The sequence below is a fragment of the Streptomyces sp. NBC_00224 genome, assembly GCF_041435195.1.
GTDB lineage: Bacteria > Actinomycetota > Actinomycetes > Streptomycetales > Streptomycetaceae > Streptomyces.
Map to the genome: position 1 here is coordinate 8,736,566 of NZ_CP108106.1, position 15,975 is coordinate 8,752,540.

Sequence of the window (15,975 nt, forward strand, 5' to 3'; positions counted from 1 at the left end):
AGGCATGACCTTCCAAGCCCCTGAAGCGAACAAGCACCCAAGGAATCGTGCTGCGTTCGCCGCATTCACCGCGCACATCGAACGCCTGTGCCGCACCGACCCCGGCGCCCGCGCAGCGCTGCGCGCGGGACTGCGCCGCGATCTGAACCACCCGCGCGCCCGCGCCATGCACCGGCTGCTGACGCCGCTACTGCCGCAGGGGTGCGACGACAGATCAGCGCAGGCACATTACACAGTGGCCGCCCTGATCGCGGCCCAGCCCCGGCACGCCTTCGCGACGGACCAGGAAGACGACGAAGACACCGCCGACCAAGTGGGAGCGGTGGCGCAGCAAGTACTTCAGGAGGACGGAGAAGCGGACGAGGGAGCCGCCGCGCCCGAGCCCGCCCCTTACGGCCCCTCGTTCGGCGCCACGCTGGGCCATGCCGTCATGGCGAAGGGTGCCTCCATGCGGATGAGTGCCGCAGAGAGCCGCCTCAATCTCCTGACGCGGCAGAGCCTCCGCGGCATCCACCTTCACCTCCCTGCCGCGGTGAACCAGGTACGCACCACTGACGCCACCATCGACTGGGGCCAATTGCTGACAGACCTCGTCGACTGGCCCTACCAGTCCGGGCGCATCAGCCGCCGCTGGCTGCAGGACTTCTACCGGATCACCGCCCGCGCCGATCAGGACTGAACCCCTCACCACAGGAGATCGCGATGGACCGCAAGCCACGCTTCATCGACATCCACGTCGTCCAACCCGTGCCCTACGCCAACCTGAACCGGGACGACACCAACTCGGTGAAAACCATGCTCTACGGCGACGCCCTGCGTACCCGCATCTCCAGCCAGTCCTGGAAGCGGGCCATCCGCGAGCACTTCCAGGACACGCTCGGCGACAACGCGCTGCGCACACGCCGCATCGGCGAGCGGGTCGCCGAAGTGCTTTGCAGCCGTGGATGGGAGAAGGCCCTTGCCGAACGTGCGGGTGCGCATGTTGCGGCGGGAAGCAGCATCAAGTGGGAGGTGGCCAAGGGGAAAGACAAGCAGCCCATCACGAACAAGGTCCTGACCAACGCGCTTGTCTACCTCGCCGAGAGCGCTGTCGAGGAACTTGCTGACATCGCCGAAGCCCACAAGGACACGCTCACCACGGACTTCACCGGGAGGGGTAAGACCAAGCCCGAGAGCGCTCTGAAAGGAAAGATCGACAAGGTCCTGACCAATAGGAACGGCGTCATCAACCTCTTCGGGCGCATGCTCGCCGAGGTCGACCGGGCCGATGTCGACGGTGCCGTCCAGGTCGCGCATGCCTTCACCACGCACACCACCGAGATCGAACTCGACTACTTCGCGGCCGTTGACGACGTCACCGCGATGAGGGGCGACGAAACCGGCAGCGGTCACATGGGCACCGCCGAGTTCAGCACCGGCACCTTCTACCGGTTCGCCACCGTTGATCTCCAGGAACTCATCAAGAACCTGAGCGACGACAAAGACATGGTCCTGGAGGCGGCCCGCGAGCTCGCCGGCCAGTTCCTGCTCTCCTTCATCGAATCGCTACCGCAGGCGAAGAAGAACTCTACGGCCCCGCACACGCTCCCTCACCTGGTCCACGTGGCCGTCCGCTCCGACCGGCCCCTGTCGTTCGCCGCAGCCTTCGAAGAGCCCGTACGGTCTGCCGAACACGGCGGCTACGTCGGGCGCTCCGTGCAAAGCGTCGATGCCTACTCCAAGGCTGCCAACACACTCCTCGGCCCCGAGCGGGTCCTGCACGCGGCACACGCTTCCCTCCACTTCGACAAGCTGGAGCACCTCGGCGAGCGCCACGCGTCCTTCGAAGCACTCGTCACCACCTCCATCGGCATCGCTCTCGCCGAGGCGCCGCAGTGACCGAAAACCCCGCCCGCGGTCTGCTGCTGCGCCTGGCAGGCCCACTCCAGTCCTGGGGCACCCACAGCAAATTCCTGCGCCGCGACACAGCCCGATTCCCCACCCGGTCCGGCGTCGTGGGCTTGCTCGCCGCAGGTCTCGGACGGGAGCGCCAGGCACCCTTGGACGACCTCACGGAACTGTCGATGACGGTACGTGTCGACCGACCCGGCGTCGTGCTGTCCGACTTCCACACCGTAGGCGGTGGGCTGCCCGCCGATGAGACGGTGATCACCGTTGATGGGGAACGCAGGACCAAGGGCAAGGGCACTCTGGTCTCCAAGCGCCAGTATCTGGCCGACGCCGCTTTCACCCTCGCGCTCACGTCCGACGATGAAGAACTGCTTCACTCATGCGCCAGTGCCCTGCGCGACCCGCACTGGCCCCTCTTTCTCGGCCGCCGGTCCTGCCCGCCAGAGGGTCCGGTACTGCTGGGAACCGTGGACGATCCGCTGCAGCACCTGGTCCGGATGCCGCTGGCAGCCAAAAGACCGCGCGGCGGCCCGCAGCCGATCGAGTTCTACGGCGACAGACCGCTCGGAGTGCTCCCCGTGAACACCGACGCCCCAGACAGCGGTGACGGTGACCACCACAGCGGCGAAGTCACCGACGAGCCGATGTCGTTCGCACCGCTGGAGCGTCTGTACCGGCCCCGGCCGCTGTACCGGCGTGCCGCGTACCTTCCGGATGCAAGATACGAAGGCTTCGGCACCGGCTATTTGGAGAAGCTCCAGAGCTATATCGATACCCACATCTCCCATCCGCAGAGGAGGACTTGGTGACTGTGTGGCTGACCCGCATCTTGCCCTCACCCACTTCTGCCGAGGCCCGCCGAGATCTCAGCGGCAATGCCCAGGGCATCCGATTGCACCAACGTGTGATGCAGTTGTTCCCCGACGGAGTCGAAGGCCCGGCCCGGGCGGCATTCGGAGTGTTGTTCCGTGCTGAGGAAACCGTGCGTGGACCGCAGATCCTCCTGCAGAGTCGCCTAGAGCCGGCTCCCTCCCGCCTGCCAGCGGATTACGGAGAAGTCGAAACGCGCATCCTTGACGACTTGTTGGCGCAGCTGCACAAGGGGCAAATCGTCAACTACCGCTGCGTGGCCAATCCCGTGCGCAAACCAGGGGTCACCTCTCGGGAGGCGTACAACCTCCCTCCGGTCGTCGCCTTGAGCGGTAATGCTGCCGTTGAATGGTGGGAACGCCAATCCACCGCCGCTGGTTTGGAACCTCTGCACGTCAACGCCCAGCCGCTCGACGCGGTACGCGGTCCGCGAGGTTCCAAAGGTGCCGCCGCAAAGCAGCAAATTCAGCATTCCCGCACACAATTCGACGGGATGGCCCGAGTCCTCGACGCCGACCTACTCCGCGAGAAACTCGCGGCAGGTATCGGCCGGGGCAAGGCATACGGATGCGGTCTGCTGACACTTGCGCCCATACGGCAGCGGTCGTGAGTGATGGACCCGAAGATGACCTGAACGTCTTCCGAGAAGCCGTAGTTACGGCGGGAGGAATCCACGTACCGGCCTTCTCTGCGGGCTTGCTGGACCCCGGTCCCCGCGCAGGCGGGGGTGAACCGGATCTTGATGCGGCGGGACGGGCGGGAATGACTGATCCTCGCGCAGGCGGGGGTGAGCCGGAGATCGGCGTCGCCCCCGTGTGGCGGGGCACGTGGTCCCCGCGCAGGCGGGGGTGAACCGGACTCGCTCGGCAGCGACCGGGACGCAATGGACAGCTCCTTGCGCAAGCGGGAGTGAACCGTCGGGGTGCTGCCTTGAGCCCTTGCCCCAGAGTAGTTCTCCGGGCGTGAGACGGGCATAACGCCCTGACCTGGAAACCTTGCTCATGGAAAGGTTTGACGCTACGGTGCCTCCTCAATCTCTTGACTTTGGAAAGGGTTGGGGGTGGAATCGGAATGACGGATCGGATGGACGCGCTTCTCGCGGCTCTAGAGGCCCAGGGCTTCAAGAGCCGGCAAACCGGCAGCGGTATGTGGATGTTTTCCCGAGGCGGCACCATGATCACGGCCTACCGCACGCCGGAGACTTTCGGCGAGTGGCTGGACCTGATCAATTTGCTGAGCGGCGCAGGCTTGGTCCTTCCAGCGAAGGACTAGCCGCGCGTTAGCGGGGGTCAGGAGCCGCCCAGGCCCCCGCCTCTCTCCGTTCGTCACCGTCATGCGAGCACCCCTCAGGCAGAAGGAGAAGGGCATGGATCAGGAGTGGAGGGCGTCGGTCAACGCTGATGCAGTCGACGTCCCGGACGAAGCGCAGTACGAGGAGCTACACCGGCATATTCCAGGACTCGTCCGCTTTGAAGAAGGGAACCGACACCTCCTGTTGGTATGGAGGTTGGCAGCTCCCGACCTGGCGAGCGCTACGCGGAGGGCCCTTGCGGCCGCCTACCAGGCGTTTGAGTCTGTGCTCGGAGAGATTCCCGTTCTCACAGATCTACGCGTGGTCACGGCGGAACGAGCTGATGCTGAACGGGATCACCCAGGGCCGCAAGAGTTGATGGGGTATCGGGAAGCAGCCGCAGCACTGGGAGTGTCGAGGCAGAGGGTGGCTCAGTTGGACGGAGGTCATCCAGACTTCCCGCGTCCGATCGGGCGCATCGGTGCGGGCCCTGTGTTCACGGCGGACTCAATTAAGTCTTTCGCTCTACGGTGGGACCGCAGTCCGGGACGGCGAAGGGTTGCCTAGCATGTCCGAGAGATGGGGTGATAGCGATCGGGGGTGAACCACACGTGGGCCTGGCGTACGCGGGCACGATCCACTGCTCCCCGCGCAGGCGGGGGTGAACCGTACGAATTCCTATACATCAGGGCCGAAGACGGGTGGTCCCCGCGCAGGCGGGGGTGAACCGGCGCACGTCGACACGGTGCGCCGCGTGCCCGGGTGGTCCCCGCGGAGGCGGGGGTGAACCGACCGGTGCGTCCTCTCCCACAAGCCCTACGCCGTGGTCCCCGCGCAGGCGGGGGTGAACCGAAGCAGGCCGCAGGGGTTCCGTGGCGTCAGCGGTGGTCCCCGGGCAGGCGGGGGTGAACCGCCGCACACCGCGCACCCGGACGGCGACACCGTGTGGTCCCCGCGCAGGCGGGGGTGAACCGGGGCCCGCGCCATGCCCGACGACCTCCTCATCGTGGTCCCCGCGCAGGCGGGGGTGAACCGCTTCACCAGGTCGAGAACCGCGCGCACCGGGCGTGGTCCCCGCGCAGGCGGGGGTGAACCGCTCAACGCGTCGGGCCGGGGGACGATCTACTTGTGGTCCCCGCGCAGGCGGGGGTGAACCGACCGAGTCCGAGCGCCTGAACGACCAGCTCGCGTGGTCCCCGCGCAGGCAGGGGTGAACCGGTGGCGGTGTATTCGGAGGAGGACCGGCTGCTGTGGTCCCCGCGCAGGCGGGGGTGAACCGGAGCTGTGCCACGCGATCGGCAAGAAGGGCGAGTGGTCCCCGCACAGGCGGGGGTGAACCGCCGTACGTACGGCGGGCGGCCTGGTCATCGTGGTGGTCCTCGCGCGGGCTGGGTGGTCTGCGCCCTGTCTCCGCGACGGGCCGTGAGGTCGTGGGCCTGCTGACGGGGCGGCAGCGCGGATGAGGCCGCCTTCGCCCGGGAATGGCAGCGGATTGGTGGCTCATGATTAGTGGTCGAGGATGTTGCTCAGTTGGTCTTCTTCCGTGTTTGGCAGCTGTTGCTGCGGAAGGCTTTGTCGGTGGCGGCGATGGTGACGGTCTCGGCACCCTTGGAAGAGTCGGAACTGATCACGTCTTTGCTCTCGCCGCTGGTTCCGCTCAGTCGGGCCCAGTTGCAGTAGGTGATGGGGTCGCCCTGGGGGCCTTCGCTGCGGTAGGTGCCGGGTTCGATATCGCGGCCGATGAGGAAGACGCCGTCTCCCGGGATCTGCCCGGCTTTGACGCGTCCTGCCTGCTGGGAGCGTGCCGGAGCAGTCGCCGGCGATGGCGCCGTCGTCTGGGTGCGCGTGGCTGTCACCGTTGCCGTCGGCGTTGCGCTGTCGTGGGAGGACGAGCGGTCCACGGAGGCGGCCAGCGCTCCGATCAGCAGCCCCACCGTGGCCGCCGCCGTATGCGTCAGCCACGGTCGTATCCGTCGGCGTGCGGGCTGCTTGTTCTCGCCGCCGGGCTGCTGCATCGGGCTGTGCGGAGGTCCTCCAGGCACTCGCCACTCCAGCCCCACCACCCTGAACCCGCCACGTCATCCGCGCACGTCAACCCGCCGCTCGCCCCCCACGGTCGGGGTTTCTTCGGGAGGGAATCAGCCGTGCGGCGCAGCGGCGAGACGCTGGCGGTGAATGACTGACACACCGATCGCCTGTCGTGAGTGGTTCGCTGCTGAGGCAGTGCGCGGGCGGAGTCGGGGGCGTCGGCCGGGACAGGGCGCCGGGGGCCGTCTGACTTCTTCGCGGCTGTTGCACAGGTTGGCGGGGATGGTCTGCCCGGCTGTGCGTTCGCCCCGCCCCGAAGGCCTCCTCAGCTTCTGGTCCCTAGGGGACGGGTGAGCGGTGCGCGGGTTCTGTGTGCGTGGATGGCGTTGGAGAGGGGGCTCTCTGATGGTGGGGGCTGTGGGGGATGTGTTCTGGAGGCGTGGGATGTTCTGGTGCTGTGGGAGCGGCGTGTGTGGTGTTGGCTGCTTGTGTGAAGTGAACCGGTGGCATCGGATGGGGCGGTGGTTGCGTTCGTCTGTTCCGGGCTGCCAGTAGTCGTCGCGTGTGGTGCCATCGTGCGCGTTCAGTGTGGTGGTGTTGTCGTCTGCGTTCACCTATGCCGTGGACGCCCAGACGCTTTGCCACGTCGCTCCAGTCGGTGGTGGGCTGTTCGCAGTGGGGGCCGGGCTGGCCTGTTCCGGCGAGCGCTGCGGGAGCCAAGTGCAGGAGTTCCCCTTCGCGTTGGGTGAGGCCGAGGTGGGTGAGTGTGGTGAGTTGGCGGTAGGTGGTGGCGCGGGAGATGGAGGCGGATGCCTGGAGTTCGGTGAGGGTTTGTCCGTCGTGTTCGGCGAGTGCGGCGAGGATGGCGAGTCCGCTGGAGCTGAGCCCGCGGTGGGCGAAGGCATCCAGGCCCATCAATCGCGCGGCAGTGTGTGAGTCGAGGTCGGCGTCACCCTCGGTGTTGTGGTGTGTGTTGTGGTGGGTGTGTCTCATGGTGGGTCCACTCATGGCCCCCCCAGCCTGGGGCCGTTGGGGGGTGGACTCACCGTGGGACAGGTTGAGGGGGCCGGTGCCGGTGGGGGGCAGGAGCATCCAGCGGGCGCCTTCGGTGGGGGTGCCGTGGTCGAGCTGGCGGAGCAGCCGTGCACGGAGGAGGCGTTGGTTGGAGCGGTGGGTGGTGGTGCGGGCGCAGCCCATGCGTTCGGAGAGGTCGCGTTCGGAGACGGTGTGGTCCCAGCCTCCTGTACGGGTGCAGATGTCGAGGCGGGCGATCAGGTTGCGCAGGTCGGTTTTGGCGGCGGTGCCTGGCCAGGGTGTGCGTTCGATGCGGGTGCGGTAGGCGGCGAGGGCGGCGTGGAAGTCCTGCCGGCCACACAGCGGGTCACGGGTCTGGAGGTAGTGGCGGGCGCCGTCGAAGGCCCGGTGCAGCCAGGCGACAGCCTTGTCGTAACCACGCCGGTGCTGGAGTGCGCGGGCGGCTTGTCCGGCTGGGTAGGGGCCGTCCAGGAGGACTTGGACGAACGCGGCGCGGCTCCAGCCCGCCTGCACCGCACCCGCTGCCACAGCACGTGTGAGGGCCCAGGCGTGGTCGGAGGCCGCGCTGTTGTGGCCGCCGCGCTGGAGGGAAGCGTTGGTGTAGGTGCCGTGCCGGTCACCTTCGGTCAGGAGCTGGTGGATGCGCGGGGACAACGGGCCCAGCGGTTCGAGCAGATCAGCGGGCCTGGTACGCCGGTGAGCGTTGAGCGGTCCCCGTCGGGTGGGCGGGGGCCGCAGGCGCTGGTCCTCGCTGGTGGGGGCGGCTGTCGAGGCTTGGGGTGAAGTGGTCAGCCCGCTGCCGCGGGCAGGGGGGTGCGGGGTGGTGTTCCGGGATTTTGATGGGGTGTGGGTCCAGGTCAGCTGGCCTGTCATGGTCGGCAACGCTAGGAGCCCCGGTGGTGCTTCAGGTATGGTCCCGGTGCACCATCTGGGGTGGTTGGTCTGTCGCCTGTGCACAGGAAGCGGCGTTTTGTTTCCGCCCCTGCACCGTGCGCCGCAGGCCGGTTTCCGTTCTGCACCACGGACCCGTCTCGCTCATCTCCTCGCCGCGGCACCGGACGTCGCCCACCCGGCAGCCACAGTCATCGACGGGGGCGGCCCCCGGCTCGCCACCGGATCCGTGCTGGCCGGCCGCAGCGAGGGGGCCGACCCCTCAGGGGGCCGGCCAGGCGGTTGCGGATCCGGCTGATCGTCCGCCGACTCCTTGACGGCAGCCCAACACGCCTGTGGAGGAAGTCCCTTGAATGGATCGGCGGCAGGGTAGAGCCCGGTCAGTGAGCCAGCTGCGGCCGGTGAAGTTCGCTGCGTGCCGTCGCGGCCGGGCTGGGCGGGCGGCCGCTCCGTCTCCCGCGAGGCCGTTGCCGCCCACCGCTTCGGCCCCCGGCCAGCCGCCTGGTCTGCCGGCCTGCTGTTGGCGGACCGGTCTCGTGGTGGTGTCCGTGGTGTGGTCGTGTTCCCCCGGGACGTGGTGGTGATCAGTTGCCGAGGGTGAGGCGGATGCCGAAGCCGGCGATGACGGTGCCGCTGATCCGGTCGAGGATCCTGCGCGCTGAGGGCCGTTGAAGGCCGGCGCGGAAGGCCCGGGCGCATGCGATCAGTACACCCGACCAGAGCGAGCCGAGCAGGATGTGCACGCCGGCGGTGAGGTTGTCGAGCAGCCACGACGACTTGCGAAACTCATCGATCACGGTCAGGTCGATGTCGTCCTGCGTGTTGAGCCGGGCGTCGGCCAGCGTGATTGCGATAGGCGGATCTCCAGTCAGAAAGAAGTGGGTCAGCCGCCGAGGCGGGCGGCGATGGCGTCATGCAGGGTGGCGGGGCGCCGCTCGCCCGCTGGGGCGCCGTGGAACTCGGCGCCGCCGCGCGCCGGGCCCGTCGGGACCGCTCGGTACAGGTCGGGGTCGGCGTCGACGGCCGCCTTGATCGCAGCGGCAAGCTTGTCGCCGAATTCCTTGTCGACCAGGTCGAAGCCGGCGACCGAGGCGAGGAAAGACCGCGAGTTGAGCAGACGGTCGCCGCGCGCGCCCTGGTCGGCGGCGGCGCGGGCGACGGCGAGCTCGACGCGCGCGGTCCGCAGCTCGGACGCATGTTCGCTCAGCAGCCGGTCGCGCTCCGCAACTGCGGCGGCTAGTGCGGCGGGGTCCTGCTCGGGCTCGGCGCCGTTCGGGCTGAGCGCCTTGGTGACCGCGTCCAGGGCGGGGCGCAGCTCGTCGAGCTCGGCGGCGGCCTGCTCGGCGCGGGCTGTGGCGTCGGCGAGTTGCTGCTCGGCCGTTGGATCCGGGGCCGACGGGGTGCGCGTGGCCGGTGCGCTGGGCGGCTGGGCCTGCTCATTGGGTGACGCTGGGCCGCCCGGGTCGCCCTCTCCCCGGAACCGCCCCTGATCGGCCAGATCGGGCGGCCATCGCGCCGGAATCCGAGAGCGGTATCGCCCGTGCGAGTGTGGATCGGCAAAGAGTCGACGACGCAGGTATCTGGCATGGCGTTGAATGCCTCGTTCCGAATGGAAAAGTGACGAGAAAAGAGAGATGTAAGAGGAGTCGTGTGACTTGATTTAATGGACGAACGTTCTATGTGGCCTCCCTCTTCCGTGTCGCTGTCTGCGCGGATATGGTGGGACACGCGAGCAGGGGGCAGGAAGTTCTGCGCGGCCCGAGAATTCGGGAAGGGTGGGGAGTATGGCAGGTAGCGTCTCGCCCTCTTCGGGATCCCCTGCCCCCAACCCGCCGAGCGCTCCCACTCCTCAGCCAACCCCTGTGGTAATTCCGCCAATGGCACCCCTTGAGCGGCGCAGGTTTATTCTGGAGATAGTTCTGGCTGCCCTGGCGCTCGCCACCCTAGTCTTCGTGTCCTTTCAAACCGTGGCCACCATGAGCCAGGCGAAAGAGGCTGCAAATCAGGTCTCAGCGGCCAGGCTGGATGGGCTATATCAGCAGTCCCTCAATCAGGACGAGGTCCTACTCTCGGCGGAAAATGCAAAGCTGAATCTCTATATCAACGGGGATGTTCCGTTTGAGGATGTTAAGGATCCGGCGGAGCGGCAGCGGATGAAATCGAGCTTCAAGTGGAATCTGACTTACTGGGATTATGCGTACGCGACCCTTCCGGGTCTTGTGCGCTGTTTCCCGGATGACGGGCATTTAATCCTGCGTGGCTCTCGGGAAGATACAGAGGAATGTGATGACTGGGCCGCATGGAGTCAGTCCATCTATAATGCGTTCCGTGACGAACGGCTATGTCAGACTCTTAACTCTAAAGAGGGCGAGCTCGGAAGGAATTTCGTAGCCGCAATCCGTAAATCCGGAGCTTGTCTGAAGTGAAGCCAAAGGGTTAGTCGGTGACTTCAACCGAGGGCGGGTGGGCTGCCTTGTATCCCCGGACCCACGCGAGGCGCAGCAAGGAGTCGGCGCTGTGCGGGCAGTCGGTCAGCGGCCGGCCCGCGCGAGCGGCGGTGTATCCGGCCTGGCGGGCGCGCACGGTGTCCTCGCGGAATCCCACGATCACCCCCGGTCAGAACTTGCGGCGCTGGTTCTCGCGCGAGTGGCGGGCGGTCTCGGCCTCCTTGGTGCGCAGGCCGGATATCTGTTCGGTGAACTCGGCGAGGGTGACGCGCGGGCTCTCGTCCTCCCAGAACCTGATCAGGTCCTCGGAGGCACGGGCGTAGGCGACGTGCGCGGGCCCGGAGAACAGCGACTCGGGGTCGACACCGGTGGCCTCGGCCTGCTTGGTGAGCATGTGCCCGCGGGTGTAGTCCTCGGCGGCGAGCCACTGCAAATAGACGTGTTCGCGGTACATCTCGCGTATCTCCTCGCGGGTGTACGCAGTCTGCCCCTGGCGCTCGGCGAGCTCCTTCTCGTACGCCCAGCGTTCGGCTCGGTGCCGTCCGGGCCTTTCTCGATGTCGCGGCCGTAGGCGCCCCACTCGTCGGGATCGGCCGGCGGCGGGGCATCGAGGGCGACCGGCCGCATCGCCTGATCGAGCGCGGCCCGGTTGGCGAGCGTGTCGGCGACCGTGGCCCCGGTCGCGGCCGCCGGCGGCGGGGCGGGATAGCGGCGGTCGATTTCGGCGGTGATCCGGGCGGCGTCCTCGGGGGCGGCGTACCGCACGCCCCACACGAGCACGTCGTCGCCGATCGCGGACAGGTCGGCGGCGAGGCGCCCGGCGGGGAACAGATCGGCGAGCAGACGGCGGCGGTGCGTTTCGGCGCCGATCGCGTCGCGGTCGTCCGCCACGTGCCTGGCCCGGTCGGCGAGGTCGTGCTCGGACAGGCCGACGAGGTCGCGCCGGATGCCGGGCAGGGCTGCGTCGACGTCGCGGCGGTCCATCTCCGCCATGACCTGCAGCATGTCCTCGTCGCCCAGGTGCCCCGAGAAGCGGGCGAGCTCGTCATCGCTGAAATCCGTGAGACGCGTGGCGAGTTTGCCGTTCGGGCGGATGCGGCCGAGCAGCATCTGCCCATCGCGCCGGTCGCCCTCAGCACGTATGCGGTTAAGGTCGCGCTGATCGAGGACCCCGGGCCGGATGGCGGCGCCGAGCTGCGCCTCGCTCATCTCGGGCAGGGTGCGCGCGTCGCCGGAGCGCACGCGTGCGGCCTCGAACGGGTCCGACCCCGGGCCGATTGGCGAGCCGGTACGTCCGGCTGTGCCCCCGTTGGGAGGGAGGTTGCCGGCGCCGATCTGCTCGCGCTCGCGGCGGCGGATCAACTCGGGGTGCTGGCGCAGGCGTTCGCGCTGCTTGGCCTGCCACTGCCGCACGCGCGCCTCGGCCGCGCGTTTGGCCTCGGGGGTGACGGCGGCGGCGCTGCGGTTCTTCCATTTCCTGATGCCGCGCTCGATCGCGCGCTGCCGCTGCGATGCTTCGTAGCCGTTGGGGTCCTCGGAGTGCTCGACCGGCGCCCGGGTGACCCCGGGAGGTAGGCCGAGAGGCTGTGGCGGCAGTTGGGATGCTGGAAGCCCCGGCGGCGTGCCTCGTTGACGCTGCCGTGGATGTCCACGCGCACAAGCTTGCCGTCGATGGTGGCGTGCTCGGCCTCGACTGTGCGGTGCCCGTCGGGCCCCGACAGGCTCAGTACCTTGCCCTCGAACGGGTCGGACAACGGGCAGTTATGGGGAGCGTTGGACACGATCACGAGGTCGAGGCCGGCCGCGCGCAGCCGGTCTCCGTGTCCCTCGACGGCAGCGCGGCCGACGGCGGTGCGGGTGGACATCTCGGCGTAAGAGGTCATCTGCCACGAGCGGCCGGCCCGGTCGGTGGACGTGCGCAGCCCGCGGTCGCTGAATCTCTCCATCGCGCGTTGGGTTGCCTGTCTGCGGGTGTCGATGCCGAGGAGCGGTGTTGCGGCTACTTCGGCTATGGCCTGCCGGTATCCGTCCTCGACGCCCCGCAGGATTCCGCGGTGCGTCTGCGTGAGGAGGTCGACCGTTTCCTGTGCGAGCCGGTCGACCGCCCTCGTGTTCGGCGTCACCTCCGCGATGCGGCGCAGGTCGTCGTCGTGCAGCGCGCCGAGCTCGGCGAGACCGGAGCGGGTGCCGGTGTTGTACGCCTCGGCGACCGCGTCGAACACGTCCAGCCGCATAGCCGTGCCGAGTGCGTCGACAACCCCCTGCGCGCCCCGGCGCAGGGCCTGAACTTCGCGCAGTTTGGCTGTGGCCCAGCCCGGGGCCTCGTAGCCGTCGGCGAGCTGCCTTGCCACGAGGCCGAGCAGACGCTGCTCGGCATCCGCGTACAGGTCACGGACTCCGGCCGACAGATCCTCGACCACTCCCTGGTGAATAGGCACGCCCACCCCCCAAGGACATTTCGAGTAAATGTCGAAAAACTCGGAGATGAGTAAAAGGAATTTCGCGTGATGTGCATCACGGGAGTGCGCTGCCTGAGTGGACGGGCCCCCTTTGGGGGTACGCCGGTGATTGCGGCTCTTGGTCACCTGACCTGCGGCTATGGCGGCGTGACCCTTTTAATGTTACATAGCGAAAACGGAATAGGCAACGTTTAAGGGTTAATCCGGTGCGGGCGCCTCGGTGGAGGCTCGCGTAATCTCCTCGGCCATGAACGAATTGACGCAGGCATTCGCTGCTTCCGGGCCCTTACTCGTCGTCGTGCTTCTCCTCGCGGTGGCGCTCGCGCATCCTGACCCTGACGTCAGAGCGCGGGCGGAGCGGCTCTTTCGGCGGCTCTTCTAACCACTAGGTCGGCGGCCGTGTCAGGGGAGGGCGCCGAGCTGCATCGGGTCTGGGGCGGCTTGGCCGGTCTCGGTGAGAATGCGATCGACCTCCTCTCGCACGGCCGTGTCATCCCAGTCGGGATGCAGAGTGCGCACCTTGGTGTCGGTGCTCACGGCCTGCGCCTGTTGCAGCAGGGAGAGGGTCTGGGCGGTGCTCGCCGGGTCCTCGCTGACCGAGTCGCCGAAGCTCACCCGGGGCCGCTCGGGGACAAGGCCCGCGGAGTAACCGGCCGAGCGTACGGCCTGCTGCACGATCGCATCGGCTGTCGACTGGTGTTCGGCGACCCTGATCGCGAACTGCGACAGGGTGATCCCCGTTCCGGCCGACTCGGTCGGCGGGATGTTCAGGGTCTGCCAGATCTCCCGGTCGTCGTCGAACGTCGCGACCCGGCCGGGTCCTTGGTCGCGCAGGTACCCGGCCGGCACGATGAGCCGGCCACGGGCGAGGCGGATATCGCGAATCCAGCTTGACCATGTCTCGTCGAGCGCGTCCATGAGGTCATGGAGCGGTGCGGCGTAGTCGGAGCGGCCGAACGGCGAACCGCGGTGCCTGCGGTTGGGGCGGATGTTGGGGACGTAGGCGGCGGTCAGCTCGGGTATGCCGGTCTCGATCGCGTCGCCCTCGGGGCCAAGCGAGCCAGCCGAGACGGCAGCCTCGGGATGCTCGGTCAGGGGCACCCGGGTGCCGAGCCGGTCCGGGCTTCCCTGGTAGAGGCCGTGCAGAATGCGGCCCGGCTCGTGGCGCAGCAGTGTCACCTCGTCTGCGTAGGCGACGAACGCGGTCAGACCACGCAGCCTGCCCTCGGACCGGGCGTCACTCGCCCCGATCAGGTGCACGGTGCGCCCGTGGATGACGGCGGTGGTCGCGCCCCGGGTGTGGTGAACCTCGGCCGCCGTGCCCGCGAACAACAGCGGGTCTTGAAGCGGTTCGATGACGTTGCGCTCGATCGTCGCGAACGAGCGGCCCACGATCAACAGCAGCCCAGAGGCCGGCGTTCGGCGCACCGCGAACAGGAAGCGCAGCAAGGACGCGATGGTCTTCCCGCTGCGCACGCTGCGGTGCCAAAGGTTGATGCGAGCGGTCGTCTCGCGGATCGAGCACAGTTGCTTGTCGGATAAGGACGGGGTCGAGGTGATCACCCCCTGTCCGCATCACCTCCCGGTGGCCCGAGCAGGGCGCGGCGAGGCGGTCGAGCATTCCCCCGGCGCGGCCGGTACTGGTGGGTCGGGCGAGCTCGGCGACCTTGGCGTGCACCTCGGTGAGCGCGCGGGCGGCGGTGGCATGGTCGCGGGCCTCGCGGGCCGTCTCGGCGACGGTGGCCTTGGCGACCTGTCCTAGCGAGCCGTCGAGTGCTTCGTCGGCAAGCAGCTCGCGTCGCACGGCAGCGTCGGCTCGTCGAGCCTCCATGGCCGCGGCTACCCGGGCACCCCCGCTGAATGAGAGGCCCAGTTCGCCGGCGATTTTTGAGATGGTCGCCGCGCTGCGCTTGATCGTGCGGGCGATCTCGTTGCGTGACTTGCCCTCGGCATGCAGCTCACGGACGCGGTTGCGATCCAGTTCACGGATCGGCCCAGCCATGGCCTCACCTCCGGCGTGTCGGTCAACAGGCGAATTCGGAAGGCCGGATGCACGCTAGGTATATGGGCACAGCCAACGTGGTGTTGCAATATGTGCAAGCCGTAATTTGGCCAGCACTTATTGTTGCGGCTGTCTGGATCTTTCGAAAACAGATCGGGGGACTATTGACTCGGCTTGAATCATTCGAAGGCTTTGGCGCTCGCATGGCATTCAATCAGGCCAACAAGGGGCGCGCTGACCTTACGAGGAAAGTCAGGGAGGAACAGGAAACGCAACTTGGTGGGTCGGACTCTGGCACGAGCGGCCGGCTGCCCGAGGAACCTCATCGAGGGCGCAAGGAAGAGGAGAGTCCTCCCGACGTCTTGGCGCAGGCGCGCGAGTTGGCTGCGACGAATCCCATCGCAGGGATGGCGCTCGCGTGGTCCTATGTGCAGACAGTCGCGGCGGAGGTGCTGGGAGAAGAACTGCCGCGCCTTGCCGGTGGCGAAGTGTGGCGCCCAGAAGCAGAGTTGGTAGAACGCGGTTTGACGGGACTAAGCGCTGGCCTCTATACGGAGCTGCGGAGAATGGCCCACCTAGCAAGGGCCAAGTCCGATTTGAGCGTGTCTACCGTCGAGAGCTATGTCGAGAGCTGCGCAACCTTGGTCCAGGAGATGAGGCGACTACCCCAAGCGAATGAGTCCGACAGGCAGCCCCCGCAATCGTTAAACTAGCCTGGCGTTCGGGTTTCAACGGTGAGGCGTGCCTCGGGCGTTGACGGGATTGGCGCCCCCGCCGAGCTGTGGACGACCGGGCGTGTGTCAGGGGGCAGTTTCCGGGTGCGGCAGAGGCGCTCCCGGATTAGGTAACGAAACGATAACGGCGCAACTGTTGTGGCGCCCCAACCCCGGAGGCAGCTGCCAGGCTGTTAGAACGCTCCACTTCACGAATACCAAGGGCCGCTGTCGCGTACGTCCGGCCTTCTGTGGAGCCACAGGCAGGACCAGAGGCCAGGGGCTAGCTCCCTGTCTTGTGGCCTTGCCTGGATATGAGCGCCGCGCACCGTGGTTGGGTGCGGGTCGA

The 15,975-nt window shown here is 67.7% G+C and carries 16 protein-coding genes, 3 pseudogenes and 1 CRISPR repeat array; of the genes and pseudogenes, 9 read left to right on the plus strand and 10 right to left on the minus strand.

The features are described from left to right. The first annotated feature begins 4 nt into the window (after positions 1 to 4). The 5 genes from casB (at position 5) to OG965_RS39080 (ending at position 4,032) form a co-directional block, all read left to right on the plus strand. A complete protein-coding gene (gene casB, locus OG965_RS39060) occupies positions 5 to 679 on the plus strand; it encodes a type I-E CRISPR-associated protein Cse2/CasB (protein ID WP_371648063.1) in 675 nt (224 codons plus the stop codon). 23 nt (positions 680 to 702) lie between these two features. Further along, positions 703 to 1,878 carry a type I-E CRISPR-associated protein Cas7/Cse4/CasC gene (gene cas7e / locus OG965_RS39065; RefSeq protein WP_371648061.1) on the plus strand — a complete coding sequence of 392 codons (1,176 nt, stop codon included), beginning with the start codon at positions 703 to 705 and terminating at the stop codon, positions 1,876 to 1,878. After that, entirely contained in the window at positions 1,875 to 2,699 is an 825-nt protein-coding gene (cas5e, locus tag OG965_RS39070) for a type I-E CRISPR-associated protein Cas5/CasD (protein WP_371648060.1), read from the plus strand. The genes cas7e and cas5e overlap by 4 nt, the downstream gene beginning before the upstream one ends. Beyond that, the gene (gene cas6e, locus OG965_RS39075; RefSeq protein ID WP_371648058.1) at positions 2,696 to 3,370 is read left to right on the plus strand and encodes a type I-E CRISPR-associated protein Cas6/Cse3/CasE; all 675 of its coding nucleotides are present in this window, start codon (positions 2,696 to 2,698) and stop codon (positions 3,368 to 3,370) included. The genes cas5e and cas6e overlap by 4 nt, the downstream gene beginning before the upstream one ends. Before the next feature lie 473 nt (positions 3,371 to 3,843). Beyond that, positions 3,844 to 4,032, plus strand: coding sequence for a hypothetical protein (locus OG965_RS39080; protein ID WP_371648056.1), 189 nt, complete (start codon positions 3,844 to 3,846; stop codon positions 4,030 to 4,032). Positions 4,033 to 4,630: 598 nt separating this feature from the next. Beyond that, a CRISPR array of direct repeats spans positions 4,631 to 5,391; the repeat unit is 29 nt; unit sequence GTGGTCCCCGCGCAGGCGGGGGTGAACCG. Between the two features lie 186 nt (positions 5,392 to 5,577). Here the strand turns inward: OG965_RS39080 and OG965_RS39085 are convergent. The 3 genes from OG965_RS39085 to OG965_RS39095 form a co-directional block, all read right to left on the minus strand. Next, the gene (locus OG965_RS39085; protein WP_371648054.1) at positions 5,578 to 6,066 is read right to left on the minus strand and encodes a hypothetical protein; all 489 of its coding nucleotides are present in this window, start codon (positions 6,064 to 6,066) and stop codon (positions 5,578 to 5,580) included. 352 nt (positions 6,067 to 6,418) lie between these two features. After that, on the minus strand, positions 6,419 to 7,987 hold the full coding sequence (locus tag OG965_RS39090) for a helix-turn-helix domain-containing protein (RefSeq protein ID WP_371648051.1): 1,569 nt from the start codon (positions 7,985 to 7,987) through the stop codon (positions 6,419 to 6,421). A gap of 602 nt (positions 7,988 to 8,589) precedes the next feature. After that, positions 8,590 to 8,802, minus strand: a complete 213-nt coding sequence (locus OG965_RS39095; RefSeq protein WP_371648050.1) for a hypothetical protein — start codon at positions 8,800 to 8,802, stop codon at positions 8,590 to 8,592. A 155-nt stretch (positions 8,803 to 8,957) separates the two neighbouring features. Here OG965_RS39095 and OG965_RS39100 point away from each other — a divergent pair, with 155 nt between their 5' ends. Both OG965_RS39100 and OG965_RS39105 read left to right on the plus strand, forming a co-directional pair. After that, entirely contained in the window at positions 8,958 to 9,245 is a 288-nt protein-coding gene (locus OG965_RS39100) for a hypothetical protein (RefSeq protein WP_371648048.1), read from the plus strand. A 637-nt stretch (positions 9,246 to 9,882) separates the two neighbouring features. Continuing rightward, positions 9,883 to 10,431 carry a hypothetical protein gene (locus OG965_RS39105; protein ID WP_371648046.1) on the plus strand — a complete coding sequence of 183 codons (549 nt, stop codon included), beginning with the start codon at positions 9,883 to 9,885 and terminating at the stop codon, positions 10,429 to 10,431. 10 nt (positions 10,432 to 10,441) lie between these two features. Here OG965_RS39105 and OG965_RS39110 read toward each other — a convergent pair whose 3' ends face one another. The 6 genes and pseudogenes from OG965_RS39110 to OG965_RS39135 form a co-directional block, all read right to left on the minus strand. Beyond that, complete coding sequence (locus OG965_RS39110; protein ID WP_371648045.1) at positions 10,442 to 10,609, minus strand: Rmf/CrpP fold protein; 168 nt, start codon at positions 10,607 to 10,609, stop codon at positions 10,442 to 10,444. 12 nt (positions 10,610 to 10,621) lie between these two features. Then, positions 10,622 to 10,846: a hypothetical protein gene (locus tag OG965_RS39115; RefSeq protein WP_371648043.1), complete on the minus strand. Its 225-nt coding sequence runs from the start codon at positions 10,844 to 10,846 to the stop codon at positions 10,622 to 10,624. Further along, positions 10,750 to 11,865 (minus strand): hypothetical protein, encoded by a 1,116-nt coding sequence (locus OG965_RS39120; protein WP_371648041.1) that lies wholly within the window; start codon positions 11,863 to 11,865, stop codon positions 10,750 to 10,752. Before OG965_RS39120 ends, OG965_RS39115 begins: the two co-directional genes overlap by 97 nt. Positions 11,866 to 11,895: 30 nt before the next feature. Continuing rightward, a pseudogene (locus OG965_RS39125) lies at positions 11,896 to 12,048 on the minus strand (phage minor capsid protein); the annotation flags it as partial. A 23-nt stretch (positions 12,049 to 12,071) separates the two neighbouring features. Continuing rightward, positions 12,072 to 13,037: pseudogene (locus OG965_RS39130) on the minus strand (phage minor capsid protein); the annotation flags it as partial. Between the two features lie 276 nt (positions 13,038 to 13,313). After that, a complete protein-coding gene (locus OG965_RS39135; protein WP_371648039.1) occupies positions 13,314 to 14,474 on the minus strand; it encodes a hypothetical protein in 1,161 nt (386 codons plus the stop codon). Positions 14,475 to 14,496: 22 nt separating this feature from the next. Between OG965_RS39135 and OG965_RS39140 the strand changes: the two genes are divergently transcribed. Continuing rightward, complete coding sequence (locus OG965_RS39140) at positions 14,497 to 14,673, plus strand: hypothetical protein (protein ID WP_371657181.1); 177 nt, start codon at positions 14,497 to 14,499, stop codon at positions 14,671 to 14,673. A gap of 135 nt (positions 14,674 to 14,808) precedes the next feature. Here the strand turns inward: OG965_RS39140 and OG965_RS39145 are convergent. After that, a pseudogene (locus OG965_RS39145) lies at positions 14,809 to 14,913 on the minus strand (helix-turn-helix domain-containing protein); the annotation flags it as partial. Positions 14,914 to 14,975: 62 nt separating this feature from the next. Between OG965_RS39145 and OG965_RS39150 the strand changes: the two are divergent. Further along, positions 14,976 to 15,626 carry a hypothetical protein gene (locus OG965_RS39150; RefSeq protein ID WP_371648037.1) on the plus strand — a complete coding sequence of 217 codons (651 nt, stop codon included), beginning with the start codon at positions 14,976 to 14,978 and terminating at the stop codon, positions 15,624 to 15,626. Positions 15,627 to 15,975: the final 349 nt, after the last annotated feature.